18 protein-coding genes are annotated in these 20,214 nt (G+C 75.4%); 8 read left to right on the top strand and 10 right to left on the bottom strand.

The genetic code is table 11. The features are described from left to right. The first annotated feature begins 40 nt into the window (after nucleotides 1–40). Complete coding sequence (locus tag CELF_RS07865; RefSeq protein WP_013770723.1) at nucleotides 41–817, top strand: DNA-formamidopyrimidine glycosylase family protein; 777 nt, start codon at nucleotides 41–43, stop codon at nucleotides 815–817. 193 nt (nucleotides 818–1,010) lie between these two features. On the opposite strand, the gene CELF_RS07860 is transcribed toward CELF_RS07865, so the two are convergent. The 3 genes from CELF_RS07860 to pgsA all read right to left on the bottom strand — a co-directional run bounded on the left by CELF_RS07860 (nucleotide 1,011) and on the right by pgsA (nucleotide 2,825). Beyond that, on the bottom strand, nucleotides 1,011–1,352 hold the full coding sequence (locus CELF_RS07860; protein WP_013770722.1) for a helix-turn-helix domain-containing protein: 342 nt from the start codon (nucleotides 1,350–1,352) through the stop codon (nucleotides 1,011–1,013). Nucleotides 1,353–1,620: 268 nt separating this feature from the next. Beyond that, nucleotides 1,621–2,106, bottom strand: a complete 486-nt coding sequence (locus tag CELF_RS07855) for a CinA family protein (protein ID WP_013770721.1) — start codon at nucleotides 2,104–2,106, stop codon at nucleotides 1,621–1,623. An 11-nt stretch (nucleotides 2,107–2,117) separates the two neighbouring features. Continuing rightward, the gene (pgsA, locus tag CELF_RS07850) at nucleotides 2,118–2,825 is read right to left on the bottom strand and encodes a CDP-diacylglycerol--glycerol-3-phosphate 3-phosphatidyltransferase (RefSeq protein ID WP_013770720.1); all 708 of its coding nucleotides are present in this window, start codon (nucleotides 2,823–2,825) and stop codon (nucleotides 2,118–2,120) included. Here pgsA and CELF_RS07845 point away from each other — a divergent pair. Then, entirely contained in the window at nucleotides 2,820–4,160 is a 1,341-nt protein-coding gene (locus tag CELF_RS07845; protein ID WP_232014320.1) for a CapA family protein, read from the top strand. The two genes, pgsA and CELF_RS07845, sit on opposite strands and share 6 nt — an antisense overlap. A gap of 14 nt (nucleotides 4,161–4,174) precedes the next feature. Here the strand turns inward: CELF_RS07845 and CELF_RS07840 are convergent, their stop codons facing one another. Beyond that, nucleotides 4,175–6,370: a putative bifunctional diguanylate cyclase/phosphodiesterase gene (locus CELF_RS07840; RefSeq protein WP_013770718.1), complete on the bottom strand. Its 2,196-nt coding sequence runs from the start codon at nucleotides 6,368–6,370 to the stop codon at nucleotides 4,175–4,177. After that, entirely contained in the window at nucleotides 6,367–9,033 is a 2,667-nt protein-coding gene (locus tag CELF_RS07835; protein WP_083835703.1) for a DNA translocase FtsK, read from the bottom strand. Before CELF_RS07835 ends, CELF_RS07840 begins: the two co-directional genes overlap by 4 nt. Before the next feature lie 199 nt (nucleotides 9,034–9,232). On the opposite strand from CELF_RS07835, the gene CELF_RS07830 reads away from it, so the two are divergent. Next, nucleotides 9,233–10,366 carry a DNA glycosylase AlkZ-like family protein gene (locus CELF_RS07830; protein WP_013770716.1) on the top strand — a complete coding sequence of 378 codons (1,134 nt, stop codon included), beginning with the start codon at nucleotides 9,233–9,235 and terminating at the stop codon, nucleotides 10,364–10,366. A gap of 16 nt (nucleotides 10,367–10,382) precedes the next feature. On the opposite strand, the gene CELF_RS07825 is transcribed toward CELF_RS07830, so the two are convergent. Continuing rightward, nucleotides 10,383–11,249 carry an MBL fold metallo-hydrolase gene (locus CELF_RS07825; RefSeq protein ID WP_013770715.1) on the bottom strand — a complete coding sequence of 289 codons (867 nt, stop codon included), beginning with the start codon at nucleotides 11,247–11,249 and terminating at the stop codon, nucleotides 10,383–10,385. 85 nt (nucleotides 11,250–11,334) lie between these two features. Here CELF_RS07825 and CELF_RS07820 point away from each other — a divergent pair, with 85 nt between their 5' ends. Both CELF_RS07820 and CELF_RS07815 read left to right on the top strand, forming a co-directional pair. Further along, nucleotides 11,335–12,279, top strand: coding sequence for a GlxA family transcriptional regulator (locus tag CELF_RS07820; RefSeq protein ID WP_013770714.1), 945 nt, complete (start codon nucleotides 11,335–11,337; stop codon nucleotides 12,277–12,279). 71 nt (nucleotides 12,280–12,350) lie between these two features. After that, nucleotides 12,351–13,292 carry a DMT family transporter gene (locus tag CELF_RS07815; protein WP_013770713.1) on the top strand — a complete coding sequence of 314 codons (942 nt, stop codon included), beginning with the start codon at nucleotides 12,351–12,353 and terminating at the stop codon, nucleotides 13,290–13,292. On the opposite strand, the gene CELF_RS07810 is transcribed toward CELF_RS07815, so the two are convergent. From CELF_RS07810 to CELF_RS07795, 4 genes are all read right to left on the bottom strand, one after another. Continuing rightward, nucleotides 13,267–14,952, bottom strand: a complete 1,686-nt coding sequence (locus tag CELF_RS07810; protein WP_013770712.1) for a ribonuclease J — start codon at nucleotides 14,950–14,952, stop codon at nucleotides 13,267–13,269. The two genes, CELF_RS07815 and CELF_RS07810, sit on opposite strands and share 26 nt — an antisense overlap. Nucleotides 14,953–14,966: 14 nt before the next feature. Continuing rightward, nucleotides 14,967–15,884 (bottom strand): 4-hydroxy-tetrahydrodipicolinate synthase, encoded by a 918-nt coding sequence (dapA, locus tag CELF_RS07805; protein ID WP_013770711.1) that lies wholly within the window; start codon nucleotides 15,882–15,884, stop codon nucleotides 14,967–14,969. 109 nt (nucleotides 15,885–15,993) lie between these two features. Further along, nucleotides 15,994–16,497 carry a dihydrofolate reductase gene (locus CELF_RS07800; RefSeq protein ID WP_013770710.1) on the bottom strand — a complete coding sequence of 168 codons (504 nt, stop codon included), beginning with the start codon at nucleotides 16,495–16,497 and terminating at the stop codon, nucleotides 15,994–15,996. Then, nucleotides 16,494–17,339, bottom strand: a complete 846-nt coding sequence (locus CELF_RS07795) for a thymidylate synthase (protein ID WP_013770709.1) — start codon at nucleotides 17,337–17,339, stop codon at nucleotides 16,494–16,496. Before CELF_RS07795 ends, CELF_RS07800 begins: the two co-directional genes overlap by 4 nt. 201 nt (nucleotides 17,340–17,540) lie before the next feature. Between CELF_RS07795 and CELF_RS07790 the strand changes: the two genes are divergently transcribed. From CELF_RS07790 to CELF_RS07780, 3 genes are all read left to right on the top strand, one after another. Next, nucleotides 17,541–19,019 carry an NAD-dependent succinate-semialdehyde dehydrogenase gene (locus tag CELF_RS07790; RefSeq protein ID WP_013770708.1) on the top strand — a complete coding sequence of 493 codons (1,479 nt, stop codon included), beginning with the start codon at nucleotides 17,541–17,543 and terminating at the stop codon, nucleotides 19,017–19,019. 71 nt (nucleotides 19,020–19,090) lie between these two features. Next, on the top strand, nucleotides 19,091–19,852 hold the full coding sequence (locus CELF_RS07785) for an AzlC family ABC transporter permease (protein ID WP_126297689.1): 762 nt from the start codon (nucleotides 19,091–19,093) through the stop codon (nucleotides 19,850–19,852). Next, nucleotides 19,849–20,169 (top strand): AzlD domain-containing protein, encoded by a 321-nt coding sequence (locus CELF_RS07780; protein WP_013770706.1) that lies wholly within the window; start codon nucleotides 19,849–19,851, stop codon nucleotides 20,167–20,169. Before CELF_RS07785 ends, CELF_RS07780 begins: the two co-directional genes overlap by 4 nt. Nucleotides 20,170–20,214: the final 45 nt, after the last annotated feature.

Below are 20,214 nucleotides of genomic sequence, written 5' to 3'. Positions count from 1 at the left end.
CCCGCCGCTGCGCGGGCGATCGACCCGGGACGGGGCGTCGATGCCCGAGGGTGACGTGCTGCGCCGGACCGCGGCCCGGCTCGACGCCGCGCTCGTCGGGACGCCGCTCGTGCGCGCCGAGCTGCGCTGGCCGACCGCCGCGACGGTCGACCTGGTCGGCCGGACCGTGCTCGGCACGCGCCCGTACGGCAAGCACCTGCTGACGCGGTTCGACGACGGCCGGACCCTGCACACGCACCTGCGGATGGACGGGACGTGGCGGGTGGAGCCGACGGGCTCGTCCGCGGCGCAGGGCCGCTCCACCCGCGTGCGAGCGCTGCTGGCGACGGAGCGCTGGACCGCGTTGGGCCTCCTGCTCGGCATGCTCGACGTCGTCCCGACGCGTGACGAGGCGACGCTGGTCGGGCACCTCGGGCCGGACGTGCTCGACGACCCGTTCGACCTCGACGAGGCGCTGCGGCGCTGGGCCGCACGCGGTGCCACGCCGGTCGCCGAGGTGCTGCTCGACCAGACGGTCGTGGCGGGGATCGGCACGATCTTCATGGCGGAGTCGCTGTTCGCCGAGCGCGTCTGGCCGTGGACCCCCGCGGACGCGGTGCCCGATCCCGGGCGCGTGCTGCGGGTCGCGCGACGGCTCATGCAGCGCTCGGTGCTGAGCGGCCGCCCGGCGGAGCGGGTGCACGGTCGCAACCGGCGGCCGTGCGTGCGCTGCGGGACGCCGATCACGGTCGGGTCGGCGCGGCCGGCGCCGATGTCGCGGCCGGTCTTCTGGTGCCCGCGCTGCCAGGCCCGGGACGCGGCGACGTCGCCGCGCTGACGGGTCGCGTCGGCCACCGCGGGTTTTCACCCGGGCGAGACCACAGTGCGGACGCGTCGATCACCCGTCCGGCGCACCGCCCGCGCGTGCGCGCTGCTGGTCGTCGGGTGCTCGCGCAGGACGCAGGCGGGCAAAGCACGGTCCGCGGACCGTGGTCCACGGACCGTGAGGCCCGGCAGAGCCGGGCGTGCACCTACCCGATCGGAGCAAGCTCCCCGCGGGTCCGCTGCCAACCGCCGTCGGCGTTGCCGCCGACCGAGGCCGCGAGGTCCGCCGGGACGGTGTCGGGGATCAGCAGACCCTCGGCCACCGCGACTCGGTCGCTCACCTCGCGCAGGACGAGGGACATCGGGACGTCCAGCGCCTCGCAGATGCTGTTCAGCAGCTCCGACGACGCCTCCTTCTGCCCCCGCTCCACCTCGCTGAGATACCCCAGCGAGACCCGGGCCGCAGACGACACCTCACGCAGGGTGCGCCCCTGGCGCTGACGCGCGTCCCGCAGGACGTCGCCGATCTCTCGACGTAGCACAACCATCCGGGCTCCCCCTCTCGTGTCGCGTGCCGGCCCACCGCTCGGCGCCGGGACCCTCGCAGGGCCCGTCACCACCGCTCCCGGCTTGGTCTGCGCCGGAAGACTCCCACCGTACCGCGCACCTCCCACACGCGCGGGCGTGCGTCGGGCCGGGGGTCGAGTGCTCATCACGAGCGTTCCAACGATCCCGCCCCACCGGGTGTTCCCGCGCCCGATCCCGCCCCACCGGGCGTTCCCGCGCCACGGGGCCGCGCGAACGCGACGAGCGTCCCTACGGCTCGGACGCGACCGTCTCGAGGGCGAGCCGGACCACCGCGTCGACGGCGGACGCGCGCACGCGCGGCCGGTCACCGTCGAGCCGCAGCGAACGGACGACGCACCCCGCGGGTGTCGCGACCGCCACGTGCACCGTGCCCGGCGGGTTCCCGTCCTGCGCGGCCGGCCCCGCGACGCCCGTCGTGGCGAGGCCGACGTCGGCCCCGAGCCGGTCACGCACCCCGGACGCCATCTGCCGGGCGACGTCGGGGTCCACGGCGCCTCGCCTCGCGAGCAGGTCCGCGTCGACGCCCAGCAGCGCCGCCTTGAGGTCGGTCGCGTACGCGACGACGGCACCGCGCAGCACGGTCGACGCACCCGGGACGGCGACGAGGGCCGCGGCGACGAGGCCACCCGTGAGCGACTCCGCCACAGCGAGGGTCCGGCCACGGCGCTCGAGCTCGTGGAGCAGCGCCGCTGCGTCCGGTGCGGATGCGTCCACCGCCGCCGGCCCTAGACCCCTGCCGCGGGCGGCACCGCCGCCGCGCGACGGATCCGGACCGCGGTGCGCACGTAGTCCAGGCCGGTGACGACGGTGACGACCAGCGCCGCTCCCATGACGACCGCGGCGACGACGCCCACGGCGTCGGGCAGCTGGTCGAGCGGCAGCAGGTAGAGGCCGATCGCGACGGACTGCAGCACGGTCTTGAGCTTGCCGCCGCGCGACGCGGGGAGCACGACGTACCGCAGCAGGAAGAACCGCATGGCCGTGATGCCGAGCTCCCGCACGAGGATCACGAGGGTCACCCACCACGGCAGGTCGCCGAGGGCCGACAGCAGGACCAGCGCGCTGCCCACGAGCAGCTTGTCCGCGATCGGGTCGAGAAGCTTGCCGAGGTCGGTGATCTGGCCCGAGCGGCGCGCGAGCCAGCCGTCCAGACGGTCCGTCACGGCGGCCAGCACGAAGATGCCCGTCGCGACGAGCCGGCCGGTGACGGTATGACCGCCGTCGGCCAGGAGGGCCCACGCGAAGAACGGCACGAGCAGGATGCGGACGACCGTCAGCGCGTTCGCCAGGTTCCAGGCGGAGGGCACGGCGTCGACGACCACCCGGACAGCGTAGTTGGGCCGCGGCGCCGGTCGGTGCACGTCCGGTCGGGTGACGTGTCGTGCGGTCCCGGTCGGGGCGGGCGTGGCGGCCGTTACGGTCCCGACGTGCATCACGCCCGCGCCCGCCGCCGCCGCTCACCGGTGGCGCTCGTCGCCGCCGGCGTCCTGGTGGCGCTCGCGGCCGCGGCGGGTGCGACCGCGACGACGTGGACGCACCCGGCGGGCGCCGCCGCCACTCCCGCCCCGGTCCCCGCCGCCTCCGCGAGCCCCGTCCCGGCGCCGGACCCGGCGGGCGCCCCGGGGCCGACCGCGTCGACGCCGCCGCGGGGACCCGACCCGGACGTCGAGCTGACGATCGTCGCGGCGGGTGACGTCCTCCCGCACCTGCCGGTGCTCTCGTCGGCGCGGACGGCCACGGGCGGGTACGACCTCGCGCCGCTGCTCGCACCGCTCGACGGGTGGGTGCGGCCGGCCGACCTCGCGCTGTGCCACGTCGAGGTGCCCGTCGCCCCTGCGGGTACGGAACCCAGCGGGTACCCCCTGTTCGGCACGGTCGCGTCGCTCGCGCAGGGGCTGCGGGACGGCGGGTGGGACGGGTGCTCGACGGCGTCGAACCACGCGGTCGACCGCGGGTTCGCCGGTGTCGCCGCGACGCTCGACGCTCTCGACGCCGCGGGCCTCGGGCACGTCGGCACCGCGCGGACACCCGCCGAGCAGGCGCAGCCCCAGCTGTACCGCCTCGAGCGCGGCGGCCGGAGCGTCACCGTGGCGCACCTCGCCGCGACGTACGGGACGAACGGGATGCCGGTCGACGCCGACAAGCCGTGGTCGGTCGACCGCATCGACGTGCCCGCGCTCGTCGCCGCCGCGACCGCCGCGCGCGCAGCCGGGGCCGACCTGGTGGTCGCGAGCATCCACTGCTGCACGGAGTACCGCACGGAGCCGACGGCGGAGCAGGTCGCGATCGACCAGCAGCTCGCCGACTCCGGCGTCGTCGACCTGGTCCTCGGCCACCACGCGCACGTCCCCCAGCCGGTCGCGCTGCTTCCCGGCGGCCCACGGGGTGAGGGCATGTGGGTCGCGTACGGCCTGGGGAACCTGCTGTCGAACCAGGACGAGGCCTGCTGCTCCCCCGAGACCGCGTCGGGGCTGCTCCTGACGGCGCACGTCCGCGCCGCGGGCGCCGACCCGGGCCGCGGGGTCCCCGCCGGGCCCGCCCGGGTGACGTCCGTCGAGTGGACGCCCGTGACGGTGGACCGTCGCGGCGGGCACCGGGTGCACGCGCTCGTCGACGTCCCGCAGGGCACGGCGACCCTGTCGGCCGCCCAGGTCACGGACCGGACCGCGCGCGTCGTCGCCGCCGTCGGGACGCAGGCGCCGGAACGGCGGGTCCCGGTCTCCCCGAGCGGGCCGCCGCCCGTCGTGGTCCTGCGCAGCGCGGGCTGACCGCGCCACGGGCCTCAGCGGGACACGTCCCCCGGCTGCGCGCCGCCGAACAGCCAGCCCTGCCCGTACCGCCAGCCGTTGCGGTGCAGGTAGCGCGCCTGCTCGTCGTGCTCGATGCCCTCGGCGATCGTCACCATCGCGAGCTCGCGCGCCAGGGCACCGAGAGCGCGGGCCACCTTGCCCGCGGTCGGGTCGTCCGGGATCCCGGAGGTGAACGACATGTCGAGCTTGACGCCCGCGACGGGCAGGTCGCGCAGGTACGACAGCGGCGAGACCCCGGTGCCGAAGTCGTCGAGCAGGATGGGCACGCCCGCGGCCGACAGCTGCGTGAGCTCGTGCCGGATGCGCGTCCCCGACGCGACGAGCGAGGACTCGGTGAGCTCCACGACGATGCGACCCGCCGCGACCCGGCGACGGCTGATCTCGCCGAGCAGCGTCGTCGCGAACTCGCCGTCGCCGAGCTGGTCCGCGGACACGTTGATCGACACCCAGCGCGTGCGGTCCGTCGTCTGCGACACGAACTCGACGACCTCGGTCGCGACGAACTGCGCGAGCGGCACCGACATGCCGGCCTCCTGCACGAGCGGCAGGAACGCCCCGGGAAGCAGCAGGCCGCGGTGCGGGTGCTGCCAGCGCACGAGCGCCTCGTAGCCGACGACGCGCATGTCCGCGAGATCGACGATCGGCTGGTAGTGCACGACGAGCTGCCGCGTCGCGATCGCGTCGGTGAGCTCACGGTGCAGGCTGCTCGTCGTCGCGACGCCCATGGACGAGTCGTACACCTCGGTCCGGCCGCGGCCCGCGCCCTTCGCCCGGTACAGCGCGGCGTCGGCCGCGGCGAGCAGCGCGGGCGCACCGCCCTCGACGGTCTCGGGGTCGGCGAGCGCGATCCCGATGCTCGCGGCGACCTGGACGCGCCGCCGGGCGATCCGGGCGGGCTCGACGAGGCCCGCGTGGATCGCGGCCGCGATCTCGAACACCGCACGGGGCCCGTCGGCGTCCTGGACCACGACGACGAACTCGTCGCCGCCGAGGCGCGCGACGGTGCCGCGCCGCGCCGTCGCGGCACGCAGCACCGCGGCGACGTGCACCAGCAGCTCGTCGCCCGCCGCGTGCCCGTAGCGGTCGTTCACCTGCTTGAACCCGTCCAGGTCGCACGCGATGACCGCGACGCGGTCGACGACCCCCGGCTGCTCGAGGACGGACTGCAGCACCTCCTGCATGAGGGTGCGGTTCGCGAGGCCCGTGAGCGGGTCGTGCATGGCCCGGTGCGTGAGCATCTCGGCCTGCAGCCGCGACTCGGTCGAGTCCCTGACCTGCACCACGAAGTGGTCGGGCGAGCCCGACGCGGAGCGCACGAGCGCCGCGTCCAGCACGACCCACACGGTCAGCCCGTCGGCGCGCACGTACTGCTGCTCGAGCGAGAACCGCGGCAGGCCGCCCTCGAGGAGCCGGTCGACCTCGACGCGCTCGGCGGCACGCCCCTCGGGCTCCGCGAGGTCGGCCATGGGGTAGCCGCGCAACGCGTCGACCCGCGTGCCGAGCAGCTCCGCGAACGCGGCGTTGGCCTCGACGATCCGCCAGTCGAGGTCGACGAGCGCCATGCCGATCGGTGCGTTCTCCATGGCGACGCGGAACTGCGTCTCCGAGCGCGACAGCGCCGCCTCGACCTCGCGCCGGCCGGTCACGTCCACGAGGGTCGTCAGGACCGCGGGGTTCTCGCCGTCGCCCGCGGGCACGAGCTGGCTCGCGACCTGCACCATGCGCACGTGCATGCCCTCGGGGTCGGCGAACGCGACGCCGACGAGCTCGGGCTCCCCCGGACCGGACGGGCGGACCGGTCCGCGGTGGCCGAGCACCGCCGCGGGGTTCATGGACAGCCCCTGCTCGTTGACGAGGACGAGCGGCAGGTCGGTGACGGGCCGCCCGGTCGCCGACTCGGCGTCGACGCCGAGGATCGCGGCGGCGCGCTCCGACATGTCGAGCACGCGCCCGGACAGCGACTGGACGAGCACGCCCTCCTTCGTCACCGACTGCAGCGCGTCGTAGCGCTGCCGCAGCTGGCGGGACAGCTCGAGGAGCCCGTTCGCGGTGCGCACCTGCGCGCGCTGGCGGGCCAGCAGGACGAGGACCGCCACGAGCGCGGCGATCGCGACGACGGCGATCACGGCCGTGACGACCCCGGCGGGGTCGGCGAGGACCTCGCTCATCGGCCGCCGGACCAGCGGCCCGCGTCCTCCTCCTCGGCGTCGTCGAAGTAGTCGGTCGCGACCGGCGGGTCCCCGGGGAGCGCGCCGTCGTCGGAGCCGCCCGGGTCGCCGCGGAGCATCGCGAGCGTGCCGGGCAGGTCGTCGGGCTGGACGAGCACCTCGCGCGCCTTCGACCCCTCGGAGGGACCGACGATCTCGCGGGACTCCAGCAGGTCCATGAGGCGGCCGGCCTTGGCGAACCCGACGCGGAGCTTGCGCTGGAGCATCGACGTGGACCCGAACTGCGAGGTCACGACGAGCTCCGCGGCCTGCAGGAGGAGGTCGAGGTCGTCGCCGATGTCCTCGTCGACCTGCTTCTTGGCGGGCGCGGCGGCGACGTCCTCCCGGTACACGGGCTTGAGCTGCTTCTTCACGTGCTCGACGACCGCGTGGATCTCGGACTCCGACACCCAGGCACCCTGCGTGCGCATGGGCTTGGCGGCACCCATCGGCAGGAACAGCGCGTCACCCTGGCCGATGAGCTTCTCGGCGCCCGGCTGGTCGAGCACGACGCGCGAGTCGGTCAGCGAGCTCGTCGCGAACGCGAGCCGCGACGGCACGTTGGCCTTGATGAGACCGGTCACGACGTCGACCGACGGGCGCTGCGTCGCGAGCACCAGGTGGATGCCGGCGGCGCGCGCGAGCTGGGTGATGCGCTGGATCGACGCCTCGACGTCGCGCGGGGCGACCATCATGAGGTCGGCGAGCTCGTCGACGATCACGAGCAGGTACGGGTAGGTCGCGATCTTGCGCTCGGAGCCGGGCAGCGGCTTGACCTTGCCCGCCCGGACGGCGGTGTTGAAGTCGTCGACGTGCTTGAAGCCGAACATCGCGAGGTCGTCGTAGCGCGCCTCCATCTCCCGCACGACCCACTCGAGGGCCTCCGCGGCCTTCTTCGGGTTCGTGATGATGGGCGTGATGAGGTGCGGGATGCCCTCGTAGATCGTCAGCTCGACGCGCTTGGGGTCGACGAGCACCATGCGGACCTCGTCGGGCGTGGCGCGCATGAGGACCGAGACGATCATCGAGTTCACGAAGCTCGACTTGCCCGCGCCGGTGGCGCCCGCGACCAGCAGGTGCGGCATCTTGGCGAGGTTGGCCGTGACGTACCCACCCTCGACGTCCTTGCCGACCCCGATCACCATCGGGTGCTCGGACCGCTTCGCGGCGCTCGAGCGCAGCACGTCGCCGAGGGAGACCGTCTCGCGGTCCGTGTTGGGGATCTCGATGCCGATCGCGGACTTGCCGGGGATCGGCGACAGGATCCGGACGTCGGCGCTGGCGACGGCGTACGCGATGTTCTTGCTGAGCGCGGTCACGCGCTCGACCTTGACGGCGGGACCGAGCTCGACCTCGTACCTGGTGACGGTCGGGCCGCGGGTGAAGCCCGTGACCTTGGCGTCGATCTCGAACTGGTCGAGGACGGTCGTGAGCGACTCCACGACCCGGTCGTTCGCGGCCGAGCGGACCTTGTGCGGCGCACCCTTGGCGAGGCTGTCCTCGCTCGGGAGCGTGTAGAGGACGTCGCCCTCGAGCATCGGCTGCTCGCCGCGCGGCACGGGACGGGGCTCGGGCGCGCGCAGCTCCTTCGCGGTGGGCGCGGGCACCACGGCCGTCGGCTCGGTGACGGGCGCACGCTCGGCGGCCTCGGCCTCGGCGGCCTCCGCGTCGGCCCGCAGCTTCTCGACCATCGCGGCACGCTCGAACGCCTCGTCGCCGACGTACGCCTCGAGGCGGTCCGCGTCCGCCTCGTCGACCTGCTCGGCGCGCTTGCGCCGGCCCAGCAGCCGCGGCGTGCGCTTCTTCGGGGCCTCGATCTCGGGCAGGGCGGTGTGGCCGGCGTTGATGACCAGGGGCGCGTCGTCGTCCTCGACCGCGTCCTCGTGGTGCCCGGTGAGCCGGTGGTACACGTCCCGCAGGCGCGGGCCGATCTGGTGCACGGGCGTGGCGGTCACGACGAGCACGCCGAAGAACGCGAGCAGCAGCAGCAGGGCGACGGCCACCCCGGCGGTGAGGAGGCTCGCGAGCGGCGTCCCGACGAGGTAGCCGACGACGCCCCCGGCGGTTCGCAGCGCGGGGAAGTCGTCGGTGCTCGGGCGACCCGCGGCGATGTGCACGAGACCGCAGACCGCGAGCGTGATCGCGGTGAGGCCGATGCTGATCCGGGAGTTCGCCTGCACGCGGTCGGGGTGCCGCATGAGGCGCACCGACAGCCCGAGCAGCACGACCGGGACGACGACGCCGACCTTGCCGAACGTGCCAGCGACGACCGCGTGCACGACGTCGCCCGCGGTCCCCGACAGGCTCCACCACTCGCGCGCGGCGATGACGATCGCGAGGCCGAGCAGCGTGAACGCGAGGCCGTCGCGGCGGTGCGCGGGGTCGAGGTCGCGCGCGCCGTGCCCGACCTTGCGGGCCGCTCCCCCGAGCAGGTGCGCCGACCCCATCCACACCCCGCGGATCATCCGCAGGGGAAGCGCGGGGCGCGGCGGGGCGGGTGCGGGGCCACGTCCGGACGGGCGCGACGACCCGCCGCGCGGGGTCGCGGGGCGGCCCTGACGCGACGACGAGGCTCCGCCGGACGCGCCGGAGCGCGAGCGGGACGAGGACGTGCGGGTCGCCATGGTCCTCACGCTAGTCGGCCGCACCGACGGCCCCCGGGTGCGCCCGCCGCGTGTCGCGCCGACGCGTGCGACCGCCGCACCTGGGGGGACGCCGCCTGCCCCGGTCGGCTCGACCACGCCCTGCGCTCGTGGCCGGGATCGTGGGCGACTGCCGGGCCCGCCCCGTGACGGTGTCGGTGCACCGTGGGACGGTGGGCGCGTGGGACTCCTGACCGTCACCCGTGACCAGGTGCTGCGCCGACGCGTGCGTGTCCAGCAGCTCGACCGGCCCCTCGACCCCGCCCGGGCGGTGACCGACGCGGCCGTGCTCGACCTCGGGGTGCAGGACACCGGTCCCGACGGCGCGCTGTGGGCGCTCGCGGTGCGCGGGGTCCCCGTCCGGGCACGCGCGTGGCCCGAGGACGACCTCGCGCTCGTGTGGTCGCTGCGCGCCGCTCCGCACGCCTACCGCCGTGACCGGCTGCGCGACGTCCAGGCCGCCCTGCGCCCGTGGTCCGACGCCGACGCCGCGTCGCGCGTCTACGACGCCGCGAAGCCGCTGCGCGAGGCCGGGATCCGCCCCGTGGACGGCCTCGCGCACGCCGCGCGCACGATGCGCGCGGTCGTCACCGAGCCCATGGCCAAGGGCGCCCTGTCGACCCGCATGACGCAGGAGCTCCCCGAGCCGTACGTGCGCTGGTGCCGCGCGTGCCGCGCCACGCACATGTGGGAGATGACGTTCCGCCTCGCCGCCCTGCACGGCGGGCTCGAGCTCGTGCCCGGCACGTCCCCGCCCGTGGTGCGCCGCATCCCGGGCTGGCCCGCGGCTCGTGTCGGGAGCGTCGAGCGCGGGCGGTCGACGCGTCCGGACGCGCTCGACCCCGTGCGCCTGCTGCTGCACCTGCTGGGTCCGCTCGACGCCAAGCAGGTGGCCACGTTCCTCGACGCACCCGTCGCCGACGTCCGCGCGCACTGGCCGGCCGACGCGGTGGAGGTGGACGTCGACGGCGCGGCACGCGGGCTGCTCGAGGCCGACGTCGACGACCTGACCGGCCCCGCGGACGATGCTCCGGTCGTCCGGCTGCTCGGCCCGTACGACCTGTTCCTGCAGTCGCGCGACCGCGAGACGCTCGTCCCCGACGCAGCGCACCGTCGCGCGCTGTGGCCCGTGCTCGGCCGGCCCGGTGCGGTGCTCGTCGACGGCGACGTGGTCGGCACGTGGCGTCCGCGGACGCGCGGCCGGCGGCTCGGCCTCGAGCTCGATCCCTGGGTGCCGTGGTCGCGTGACGTCGAGCGTGCCGTCGACGTCGAGCACGAGCGTCTCGCGCAGTTCCGCGGGCTCGAGCGCGCCTGAGCGCGCCGGCGCGGCGTCAGACGGCCGTCGGGACGCCCCGCTCGAGGACGACGAGGCGGTCCGCCTGGCCGGCCGCCCGCGCGGCGTCCACGAACGCGTCCAGCGGGTCGACGAAGTGGGCCCAGTCCGTGTGGTGCACCGGCACCACGCGCGCCGCCGCGAGCAGCGCGGTCGCCGCCACCGCGCGCGGCGCGTCGAGCGTGACCGGCTCGGTCCCGAACCTCCCGACGTCCGCGCCACCCACGAACAGGACCGCGAGGCCGACGTCCGGGAAGCGCTCGACGACCTGCGCCACCACGTCGACCTGCGCGTTGTCCCCCGAGACGTACACGGTCGGCTCACCCGGAGCCTGCAGCACGAACCCCGTCACCTGCCCGCTGAGCGCCTCCGCGCCGGGCGGGCCGTGCACCGCCGGCACCGCGGTCACCCGCACACCCTCGCCGACGGACGTCACCTCCCACGGCTCGAGGCCGCGGACGCCCGGGACACGCGCGGCGGCGTCGGGCGTCGAGAGCACGAGCGGCACGTCGGCGAGCAGCGCGCGACCACGGACGTCGAGGTTGTCGGCGTGCTGGTCGTGCGAGAGCAGCACGACGTCGACCGGGCCGACCTGGGCGGGCACGAGGGCCGGGCCGACGAGCTTGCGCAGCGTCACCGGTCCCGGGTACTCCGCGGGGGCGTCGTCGAACGTCGGGTCGGTGAGGAACGTGAGGCCGGCGTACCGCAGGCGCAGCGTCGGGCCGCCGACGAAGGTCGCCTCGGCTCCCCCGCTCGCCGCCGCGCGCGCGGCCGTCGCCGTGCCGTCCGGTCGTGCCCCCACGCCGACCGGTGCGGGGGTGGTGCGCTCGTCGTCGGCGTGGTCGCCGGCTGCCGTCGTCGTCATGCGTCGAGCCTCCCGCGGACCCACGGGGTCGGACAGTGGCCCGCAGGACACCTGTCGCCAGGATCGGGCCACTACGCTCGGGCGCGTGCCCCGGCTCGTCGCGGTCGTCGCGTTCGACGGCATCAGCCCCTTCCTCCTCGCCGTCCCGCAGGCTGTGCTGGGCGCCCGTCCCCTGCGGGGCACCGCCTACGACGTGCAGGTCTGCACCCCGTCGCCCGGCCCGCTGACGACCGAGGCGGGCTACGAGGTCACCGTCCGGCACGGCCTCGACCTGCTGGAGCGCGCAGACCTCGTCGTGCTCCCGAGCTGGGACCCGACGCGCGAGCCGCCGGGTGAGCTGCTCCACGCCGTACGGTCCGCGCACGCGCGCGGGGCCCGGGTCGTCGGGCTCTGCCTGGGCGCGTTCGTCGTGGCCGCCGCCGGGCTCGTCGACGGTCGCGAGGCGGCGACCCACTGGCACGCCGCCGAGACGCTCGCCCGCCGCCACCCGGCGGTCCGCGTCCGCTCGGACGTCCTGTGGTCCGACCTGGGCGACGTCGTGACGTCGGCGGGCGTCGCCGCGGCGCTCGACTGCCTCCTGCACGTGGTGCGCACCGACCTCGGCGCGCACGCCGCCGCCGACGTGGCGCGCTCGCTCGTCCTCGCGCCCCACCGGGACGGGTCCCAGGCGCAGTTCGTGCCCGTGCCCGTCGCACCGGCCGACGGCACGGACCCGGTCGCGCGTGCGATGGCGTGGGCGACGCAGCGGCTCGACGAGCCGCTGGACCTCGACACGTGGGCCGGGCACGCGCACGTGTCGCGCCGGACGTTCACGCGGCAGTTCCGCGCCCGCACGGGCACCAGCCCGACGGCGTGGCTGCTCGAGCAGAGGCTCGCGCGGGCCAGGGCGCTGCTCGAGCAGGGCGACGACCCGGTGGAGGTCGTCGCCCGGCGGGCCGGGTTCGGGTCGGCCGCGTCGATGCGCGGGCACTTCGCGCGCCGGTTCCGCACGAGCCCGCGGCAGCATCGCGCCGCCTTCCGGCAGGAATGACGGGGACCGGTGTCGGTGGTGCGTCCTAGCGTGGCCCGCATGACGTGCACGCACCTGCACAGGTCCCTCTCGTGAGCCGCCGCGGCTGGCTCCTCCTGCTGGTCATGGGCGTCGTCTGGGGCGTCCCGTACCTGCTCATCAAGGTCGCCGTGGGCGAGGTGTCGCCCCCGACGCTCGTGCTCGTGCGCACCGGCCTGGGCGCCCTGCTGCTCTTGCCGTTCGCGCTGCGCGGCGGCGGGCTGGGTGCGCTGCGCGGCCGGTGGCCGGCGGTGGTCGCGTTCGCGGTCCTCGAGATCGTCGGGCCGTGGATCCTGCTGTCGAACGCCGAGCGCACGCTGTCGAGCTCGATGACGGGTCTGCTGGTCGCGACCGTGCCGATCGCCGCGGTCGTGCTGTCCCGGGTCGTCGGCAAGGAGCACGTGTCGCTCGTCCGCTGGGTCGGCCTGCTGATCGCCCTCGGCGGTGTCGCGATGCTGCTCGGGCCGGGCGCCGCCGCGGACGACCCGTGGGCCGTGGCGCAGGTGCTGCTCGCCGCCCTCGGCTACGCGACGGCTCCGATGATCGCCGACCGCGCGCTGCGCGACGTGCCGCCGATCCCGCTGACGACCGCGTGCCTCGGGCTCACGGCGCTCGCCTACGCGCCCGTCGTCGCCGTCACCGGTCCGCACCCGTGGCCGAGCACCGACGCGCTGCTCGCGCTCGCCGCGCTCGGAGCCGTCTGCACGGCGCTGGCCTTCGTGCTGTTCTTCCGGCTCATCGCCGAGGTGGGCGCCGCACGCTCGACGCTCGTCGCGTACCTCAACCCGGTCGTCGCCGTGGTCCTCGGCGCCCTCGTGCTCGACGAGCCCGTGACGCTCGCGGTCGTCGTCGCGACCGCGCTGATCCTCGTCGGGTCCGCCGCGGCGTCGCGCCGGGCCCCCGCGCCGCCGGCGGACGCGACCGCGAAGGTCGGGCCCGCCGGCGAGGCGACGGTGGCCGTCGGGGCGGCTACGCCTCCACGACCACCGGGATGATCATCGGCCGGCGGCGCAGCCGGTTCGACACCCAGCGGCCCACGACCCGGCGCATGACCTGCTGGAGCTGGTGGGTGTCGACCGCGCCCTGCGCCGCCGCCTCCTCGAGCGCCCGCGTGAGCTCGGGGAGGATGTCCTCGAACACCGCGTCCTGCTCCGCGAAGCCGCGCGCGTGGATCTGCGGCCCCGCAAGGACCTTGCCGTCGGCCGAGCTGACCACGGCGAAGATCGAGATGAACCCCTCGTCGCCGAGGATCCGCCTGTCCTTGAGCTCGGCGTCGGTGATCCCGCCGACGCTCGAGCCGTCCACGTAGACGTACCCGCACGGCACCGCGCCGACGACGGAGGCGCGCCCGTCGACCAGGTCGACGACGACGCCGTCCTCCGCGAGGACGACCCGGTCCGCGGGGACGCCGGTCTGCACCGCGAGCGCCGCGTTCGCGACGAGGTGCCGGACCTCGCCGTGCACGGGCATGACGTTGCGCGGGCGCAGGATGTTGTAGCAGTACAGGAGCTCGCCGGCGCTCGCGTGGCCCGAGACGTGCACCTTCGCGTTGCCCGAGTGCACGACGCGTGCGCCGAGGCGGGTCAGGCCGTTGATGACCCGGAACACGGCGTTCTCGTTCCCGGGGATGAGCGACGACGCGAGGATCACGGTGTCGCCGGGGCCCACCGAGACCTTGTGGTCGTTGTTCGCCATCCGCGACAGGGCCGCCATGGGCTCCCCCTGCGAGCCCGTGCACATGAGCACGACCTCGTCGTCGGGCAGGTCGTCGACGGCCTTGAGGTCGACGATCACGCCGTCCGGGACCTTGAGGTAGCCGAGGTCGGACGCGATGGCCATGTTGCGGACCATCGAGCGGCCGACGAGCGCGACCCGACGGCCGTGCGCGGCGGCGGCGTCGAGCACCTGCTGCACACGGTGCACGTGCGAGGCGAACGACGCGACGATGATGCGCTTGGTCGACTCCGCGAACACCGCGTCGAGCACCGGTCCGATGCCGCGCTCCTGCGCGACGAACCCCGGCACCTCGGCGTTGGTCGAGTCGACCATGAACAGGTCGACACCCTGCTCGCCCAGCCGCGCGAACGCACGCAGGTCGGTGATCCGACCGTCGAGCGGGAGCTGGTCCATCTTGAAGTCGCCCGTGTGCAGCACGGTGCCGGCACCGGTGCGCACGGCGACCGCCAGCGCGTCCGGGATCGAGTGGTTCACGGCGACGAACTCGCACTCGAACGCACCGAGCGTCTCCGTCTGCCCCTCGCGCACGGCCAGCGTGAGCGGCTGGATGCGGTGCTCCTTGAGCTTGGCCTCGACGAACGCCAGCGTGAGCTGCGAGCCGACGAGCGGGATGTCCCGGCGCAGCCGCAGCAGGTACGGCACGGCGCCGATGTGGTCCTCGTGCCCGTGCGTGAGGACGATCGCGTCGATGTCGTCGAGCCGGTCCCGGATGTAGTCGAAGTCCGGGAGGATCAGGTCGACGCCGGGCTGGTGGTCCTCGGGGAACAGCACGCCGCAGTCGATGACCAGCAGCCGGCCGGCGTACTCGAGGACGGCCATGTTGCGGCCGACCTCGCCGAGGCCGCCGAGGGCCACGACGCGCAGCGCGCCGTCGGGGAGGGCCGGGGGCAGGCCGAGCTCGGGGTGGGGGTGGCTCATGGGTCTCCTGGGGGTCAGCGGAGCGCGACGTCGAGCAGCCCGGCGGCCCGCAGGCCGTCCCGGATCGCGTCGAGCTCGTCGTCGGTCGCGGGCACGAGCGGCAGGCGCGTGGACCGCGTGGGGATGAGGTCGAGCAGCTCGCACGCGGCCTTCGCGGCGACGGCCTGGAAGCCCGCGCCGTTGAGCGCGTCGATGGCGGGGACGATGGTGCGGAACACGCGCAGCGCCTCGGCGTGGTCGCACGCGTCCCAGGCACGCACCACGGCGGCGAGCTGGGTGCCGGCGACGTGGCCCGTGACGGACACGATGCCGACGCCGCCCGCGGCGAGCAGCGTGAGCAGCGCACCGTCGTCGCCCGAGTACCAGGCGAGCCCGGTGCGGGCGGCGGCGGTGGTCGCGGCGTACGCGTCACCGGTGGCGTCCTTGATGGCGACGACGCGGTCGTGCGCGGCGAGCGCGTCGAGCGACGCCTGCGCGAACCGGACGCCCGTGCGTCCGGGTACGTCGTAGAGCATCACGGGCAGGTCGGTCGCGTCGGCGATCGCGGTGCAGTGCGCGACGACGCCGGGCTGCGACGGGCGCGAGTAGTACGGGGTGATGACGAGGAGCCCGTGCGCGCCGGCCTCGGCGGCCTGCTCGGCCATGCGGACCGCGTGCGCGGTGTCGTTCGAGCCGGCGCCCGCGAGGACGAACGCGTCGTCACCCACCGCGTCGACGACCGCGCGGACCAGCTCGGCCTTCTCCGGGGCGTGCGTCGTGGGTGCCTCGCCCGTGGTGCCGTTCAGCACGAGGCCGTCGTTGCCCTGCGCGACGAGCGTCTTCGCCAGCTCGACCGCCGCACCGAGGTCGACGGCACCGTCGGGGGTCATCGGCGTCACCATCGCGGTGAGCACGGCCCCGAACGGACGGGCGGGCGTGGCGGCGCGGGTCATGCGCTCACGGTACCGCCCGGCGGTCGGCGTCCGACGACCGGACCACGCCCCGGACCTCCTTGTCGACCCCGCCGGCGATCTCCCCGGCGACCCGGTGCGAGCCCCTGCGTCAGACCCGGACCCACGTGCGGAAGCGGTAGCGCGTCACGCCGTCGCGCGAGACCTGCCAGTCGCCCGGGCCGTCGTCCGGGTCCTGCTCGCGCCAGTCGGCCGCGTCGAGCACGGGGGCGTACGTGTCGCCCGGGACGTCGCGGTCGACGAAGGTCACCTCGACGCGTTCCGCGAGCGGCAGCGCGAGCGCGTAGACCGCTCCCCCGCCGACGACCCACGTCTCGGCCTCGCCCACGAGCGCGAGCGCCTCGTCGAGCGAGCCGACGACCTCGGCCCCGGGCGCGTCGTACGCGGCGTCGCGGGACAGCACGACGTTGCGACGACCGGGCAGGGGCCGGAACCGCTCGGGCAGCGACTCCCACGTCGCTCGGCCCATGACGACGGGGTGGCCGGTGGTGAGCCGGCGGAAGCGCGCCTGGTCCTCCGGGACGTGCCAGGGCAGCGTGTTGTCGACGCCGATGACGCCCGCGGGCGTCTGCGCCCAGACGAGGCGCAGGCTCACACCGCCACCGGCGCCTTGATGGTCGGGTGGTGCCGGTAGTCGACCACCTCGACGTCCTCGAACCGGTACTCGAGGATCGACGGCGCGCGGCGCAGGCGCAGCGTCGGCGGCGCGTACGGCTCGCGGGACAGCTGCTCGCGGACCTGGTCGACGTGGTTGTCGTAGACGTGGCAGTCGCCGCCCGTCCACACGAGGTCGCCCACCTCGAGGTCCGTCTGCTGGGCCAGCATGTGCGTGAGCAGCGCGTACGACGCGAGGTTGAACGGCACGCCGAGGAACAGGTCCGCCGAGCGCTGGTACACCTGCAGCGACAGCCGCCCGTCGGCGACGTACGCCTGGAAGAACGCGTGGCACGGCGCGAGGGCCATGTCCGGGATGGCGGCGACGTTCCACGCCGAGACGAGGTGGCGGCGCGAGTCCGGGTCGCGGCGCAGGTTCTCGACGAGCTGCGTGATCTGGTCGACCGCTCCCCCGTCGGGCGTGGGCCACGAGCGCCACTGCACGCCGTACACGGGGCCGAGCTCGCCGTCGGCGTCGGCCCACTCGTCCCAGATGGTCACGCCCTGCTCGCGCAGCCAGCGCACGTTCGACTCGCCGCGCAGGAACCACAGCAGCTCCTGGACGACCGAGCGCAGGTGCACGCGCTTGGTGGTGACGAGCGGGAAGCCCTGCGACAGGTCGAAGCGCAGCTGGTGGCCGAAGACGCTGCGCGTGCCGGTGCCCGTGCGGTCCGACTTGGGCGTGCCGGTCGCCATCACGAGGCGCAGGAGGTCCTCGTAGGGCGTCGCGACGGGGGTGCCGTCCGTGCGGGGGGTGGGCAGGACGGCGCCGGCGTCGGTCATGCGGCAGATGCTAGGACGGTGCCGGGCGGCACGGAACGACCGCCCGCAGTGTGGCGGCAGGTCGGCTCGCCGGGCGGGACGGGACGGTCCGGGACCTCGCCGCGTCCGCGGACGGGCGACGCACGTGCCGACCGACCTCGGCGTCAGACCGACCGGTCGGTTGACGGTGTGCGACGCGGTGTTCCGGGCCAGACTGGACCGATGACGACGACGTCCTCGCACCTGCCCCCCACGGTCGCCGCGCACGTGCCCACGGGCGTGCTGGTCGGCGGCGCCTGGCGGCCCGCGCACGGCGGCCGCACGTTCGAGGTCGCGGACCCCGCCACCACCGAGGTCCTGTTCGACGTCGCCGACGGCGACGAGCAGGACGCGCTCGACGCGCTCACGGCCGCCGACGAGGCGTTCGAGCCGTGGCGCACGGTCGCACCCCGCGTGCGCTCGGACCTGCTGCGGGCGGTGTTCGACACCCTCACGCGTCGCACCGAGGACGTCGCGGCACTGGTCACGGCGGAGGGCGGCAAGCCGCTCGCGGAGTCCCGCGCGGAGGTCGCCTACGCGGCCGAGTACGTCCGCTGGTACTCCGAGCAGGCGGTCCGCGTCGACGGGCTGGCCCGCCGCGCACCCGCGGGCACGCACCACCAGCTCGTCCTGCGCCGGCCGGTCGGCCCGGCGCTGCTCGTCGCACCGTGGAACTTCCCGATCGCGATGATCGCGCGCAAGCTCGCCCCCGCGCTCGCCGCGGGATGCACGGCCGTCGTGAAGCCGGCCCAGCTCACGCCGCTCACCACGGCGTTCGTCGCGGAGATCGTCCGCGAGGAGCTCGCCGCCCGGGACCTGCCGACCGGTGTCGTCAACGTCGTCCCGACCTCCTCCGCGCGGTCGGTGTCCGGGCCGCTGCTCGCCGACGCGCGGCTGCGCAAGCTCTCGTTCACGGGCTCCACGGAGGTCGGCGCGACGCTGCTCAAGGCCTCCGCGGACCGCATCCTGCGCACGTCGATGGAGCTCGGCGGCAACGCGCCGTTCCTCGTCTTCGACGACGCCGACCTCGACGCCGCGGTCGAGGGTGCCGTGCAGGCCAAGATGCGCAACGCGGGCCAGACCTGCGTCGCCGCGAACCGCTTCCTCGTGCAGGAGGGCGTCGCCGAGGAGTTCACGCAGCGGCTCGCACGCGCGTTCCGCACGCTCGTCGTGGGCCACGGCGCCGAACCCGGCACGACGGTCGGGCCGCTCATCGAGGAGTCCGCGGTCGAGCGCGTCCAGCAGGTCGTCGCGGAGGCGGTCGACGGCGGTGCGCGCGTTCACGTCGGCGGCGAGCGCCCCGCACGCCGCGGCTGGTTCTACGCGCCGACGGTCGTCGACCGCGTCTCCCCCGAGGCGCGGCTCGTCAGCGAGGAGATCTTCGGACCCGTCGCCCCGGTCGTGACGTTCGGCACCGAGGACGAGGCCGTGGGCCTGGCGAACGGCACGCCGTTCGGGCTCGTCGCGTACGCGTACACGCGCGACGTGGGCCGCGTCATGCGGCTCGCCGAGTCGCTCGAGACCGGCATGCTCGGCGTCAACCGCGGCATGGTCTCGGACGCCAGCGCACCCTTCGGCGGCGTCAAGGCGTCCGGGCTCGGTCGCGAGGGCGGCGAGGCCGGGATCGAGGAGTACCTGGAGACCCTGTACGTCGCCCTGTGAGCCGCAGCGCACGTCCGGCGCCGGCCCGCAGGCGTCGGGAGGTGTCGTCGCCGTGTGCGACAGTGACCCGCGTGGCAGGGGACGACGACGAGGCGGTGCGGGCCGCCGTCCGGCAGGCCGTCTCGGTCTCCGTCGCGACGGGCCTGTACGGGGTGTCCTTCGGCGCCCTGTCGGTCGCGGCCGGGCTGAGCATCCCGCAGACGGCGGCCCTGTCCCTGCTCATGTTCTCGGGGGGCTCGCAGTTCGCCCTCGTCGGCGTCGTCGGGGCGGGCGGCGCGGCGGGTGCCGCGATCGCGACGGCCGGGCTGCTCGGGGTGCGCAACGGCCTGTACGGGCCGCAGGTCGCTCCGCTGCTGGGCGTGCACGGCTGGCGCAGGCTGCTCGCCGCCCACCTCACGATCGACGAGTCGACCGCGGTCGGCACGGCCCAGCGGAGCAACGCCGCCGCACGCGCCGGGTTCTGGTGGACCGGTGCGGGCGTCTTCGTCCTGTGGAACGCGTTCACGCTGCTCGGTGCCCTGCTGGGCGACGCGCTGGGCGACCCCCGCACGTACGGCCTCGACGCCGCGGCCGCCGCCGCGTTCCTCGCCCTCGTCTGGCCGCGCGTCGCCGGGCGCGGCGCACGCCTGGCCCGGACGGTCGCGGCCGCAGCCGTGGTCGTGGCCCTCGCCGCCACGCCGTTCGTGCCCGCCGGCGTGCCGGTCCTGCTCGCCGCCCTCGTCGCCGTGCTGGTCGGCATGCTGGTCCCCCCGTCGGACGAGCCGACCGCCACGACGCCCGCCGGCCCGACGCGCGACCGGGCGTCGGGCGCCACGGAGGGACGGGCACGATGAGCGACGCCGCGCTGTGGGTGGCCGTCGTCGGCGCAGGCCTGGTGTGCCTGGGCATCAAGCTCGTCGGCCACCTGGTCCCCGAGCACTGGCTCGCACAGCCCCGTGTCGCGCGCACCGCCGCCCTCGTCACCGTCGCCCTGCTGTCGGCGCTCGTCGCCGTCCAGGCCGCGACGTCGGGGCGCGACCTCGTGGTCGACGCCCGCCTGCCCGCGCTGGCCGTCGCAGCCGTCGCGCTCGCGCTCCGGGCACCGTTCGTCCTGGTCGTCGTGCTCGCCGCCGGCACCGCCGCGCTCCTGCGCGCGCTCGGCATGCCGTGACCCGCTCCTCCCGCGCCCACCGGAGCGGGCGCCCCGCACCGCGCC

This window comes from Cellulomonas fimi ATCC 484 (assembly GCF_000212695.1).
Classification (GTDB): domain Bacteria; phylum Actinomycetota; class Actinomycetes; order Actinomycetales; family Cellulomonadaceae; genus Cellulomonas; species Cellulomonas fimi.
Note: the sequence above shows the minus strand (reverse complement) of the source record. Positions and strands in the feature narration are given on the sequence as shown.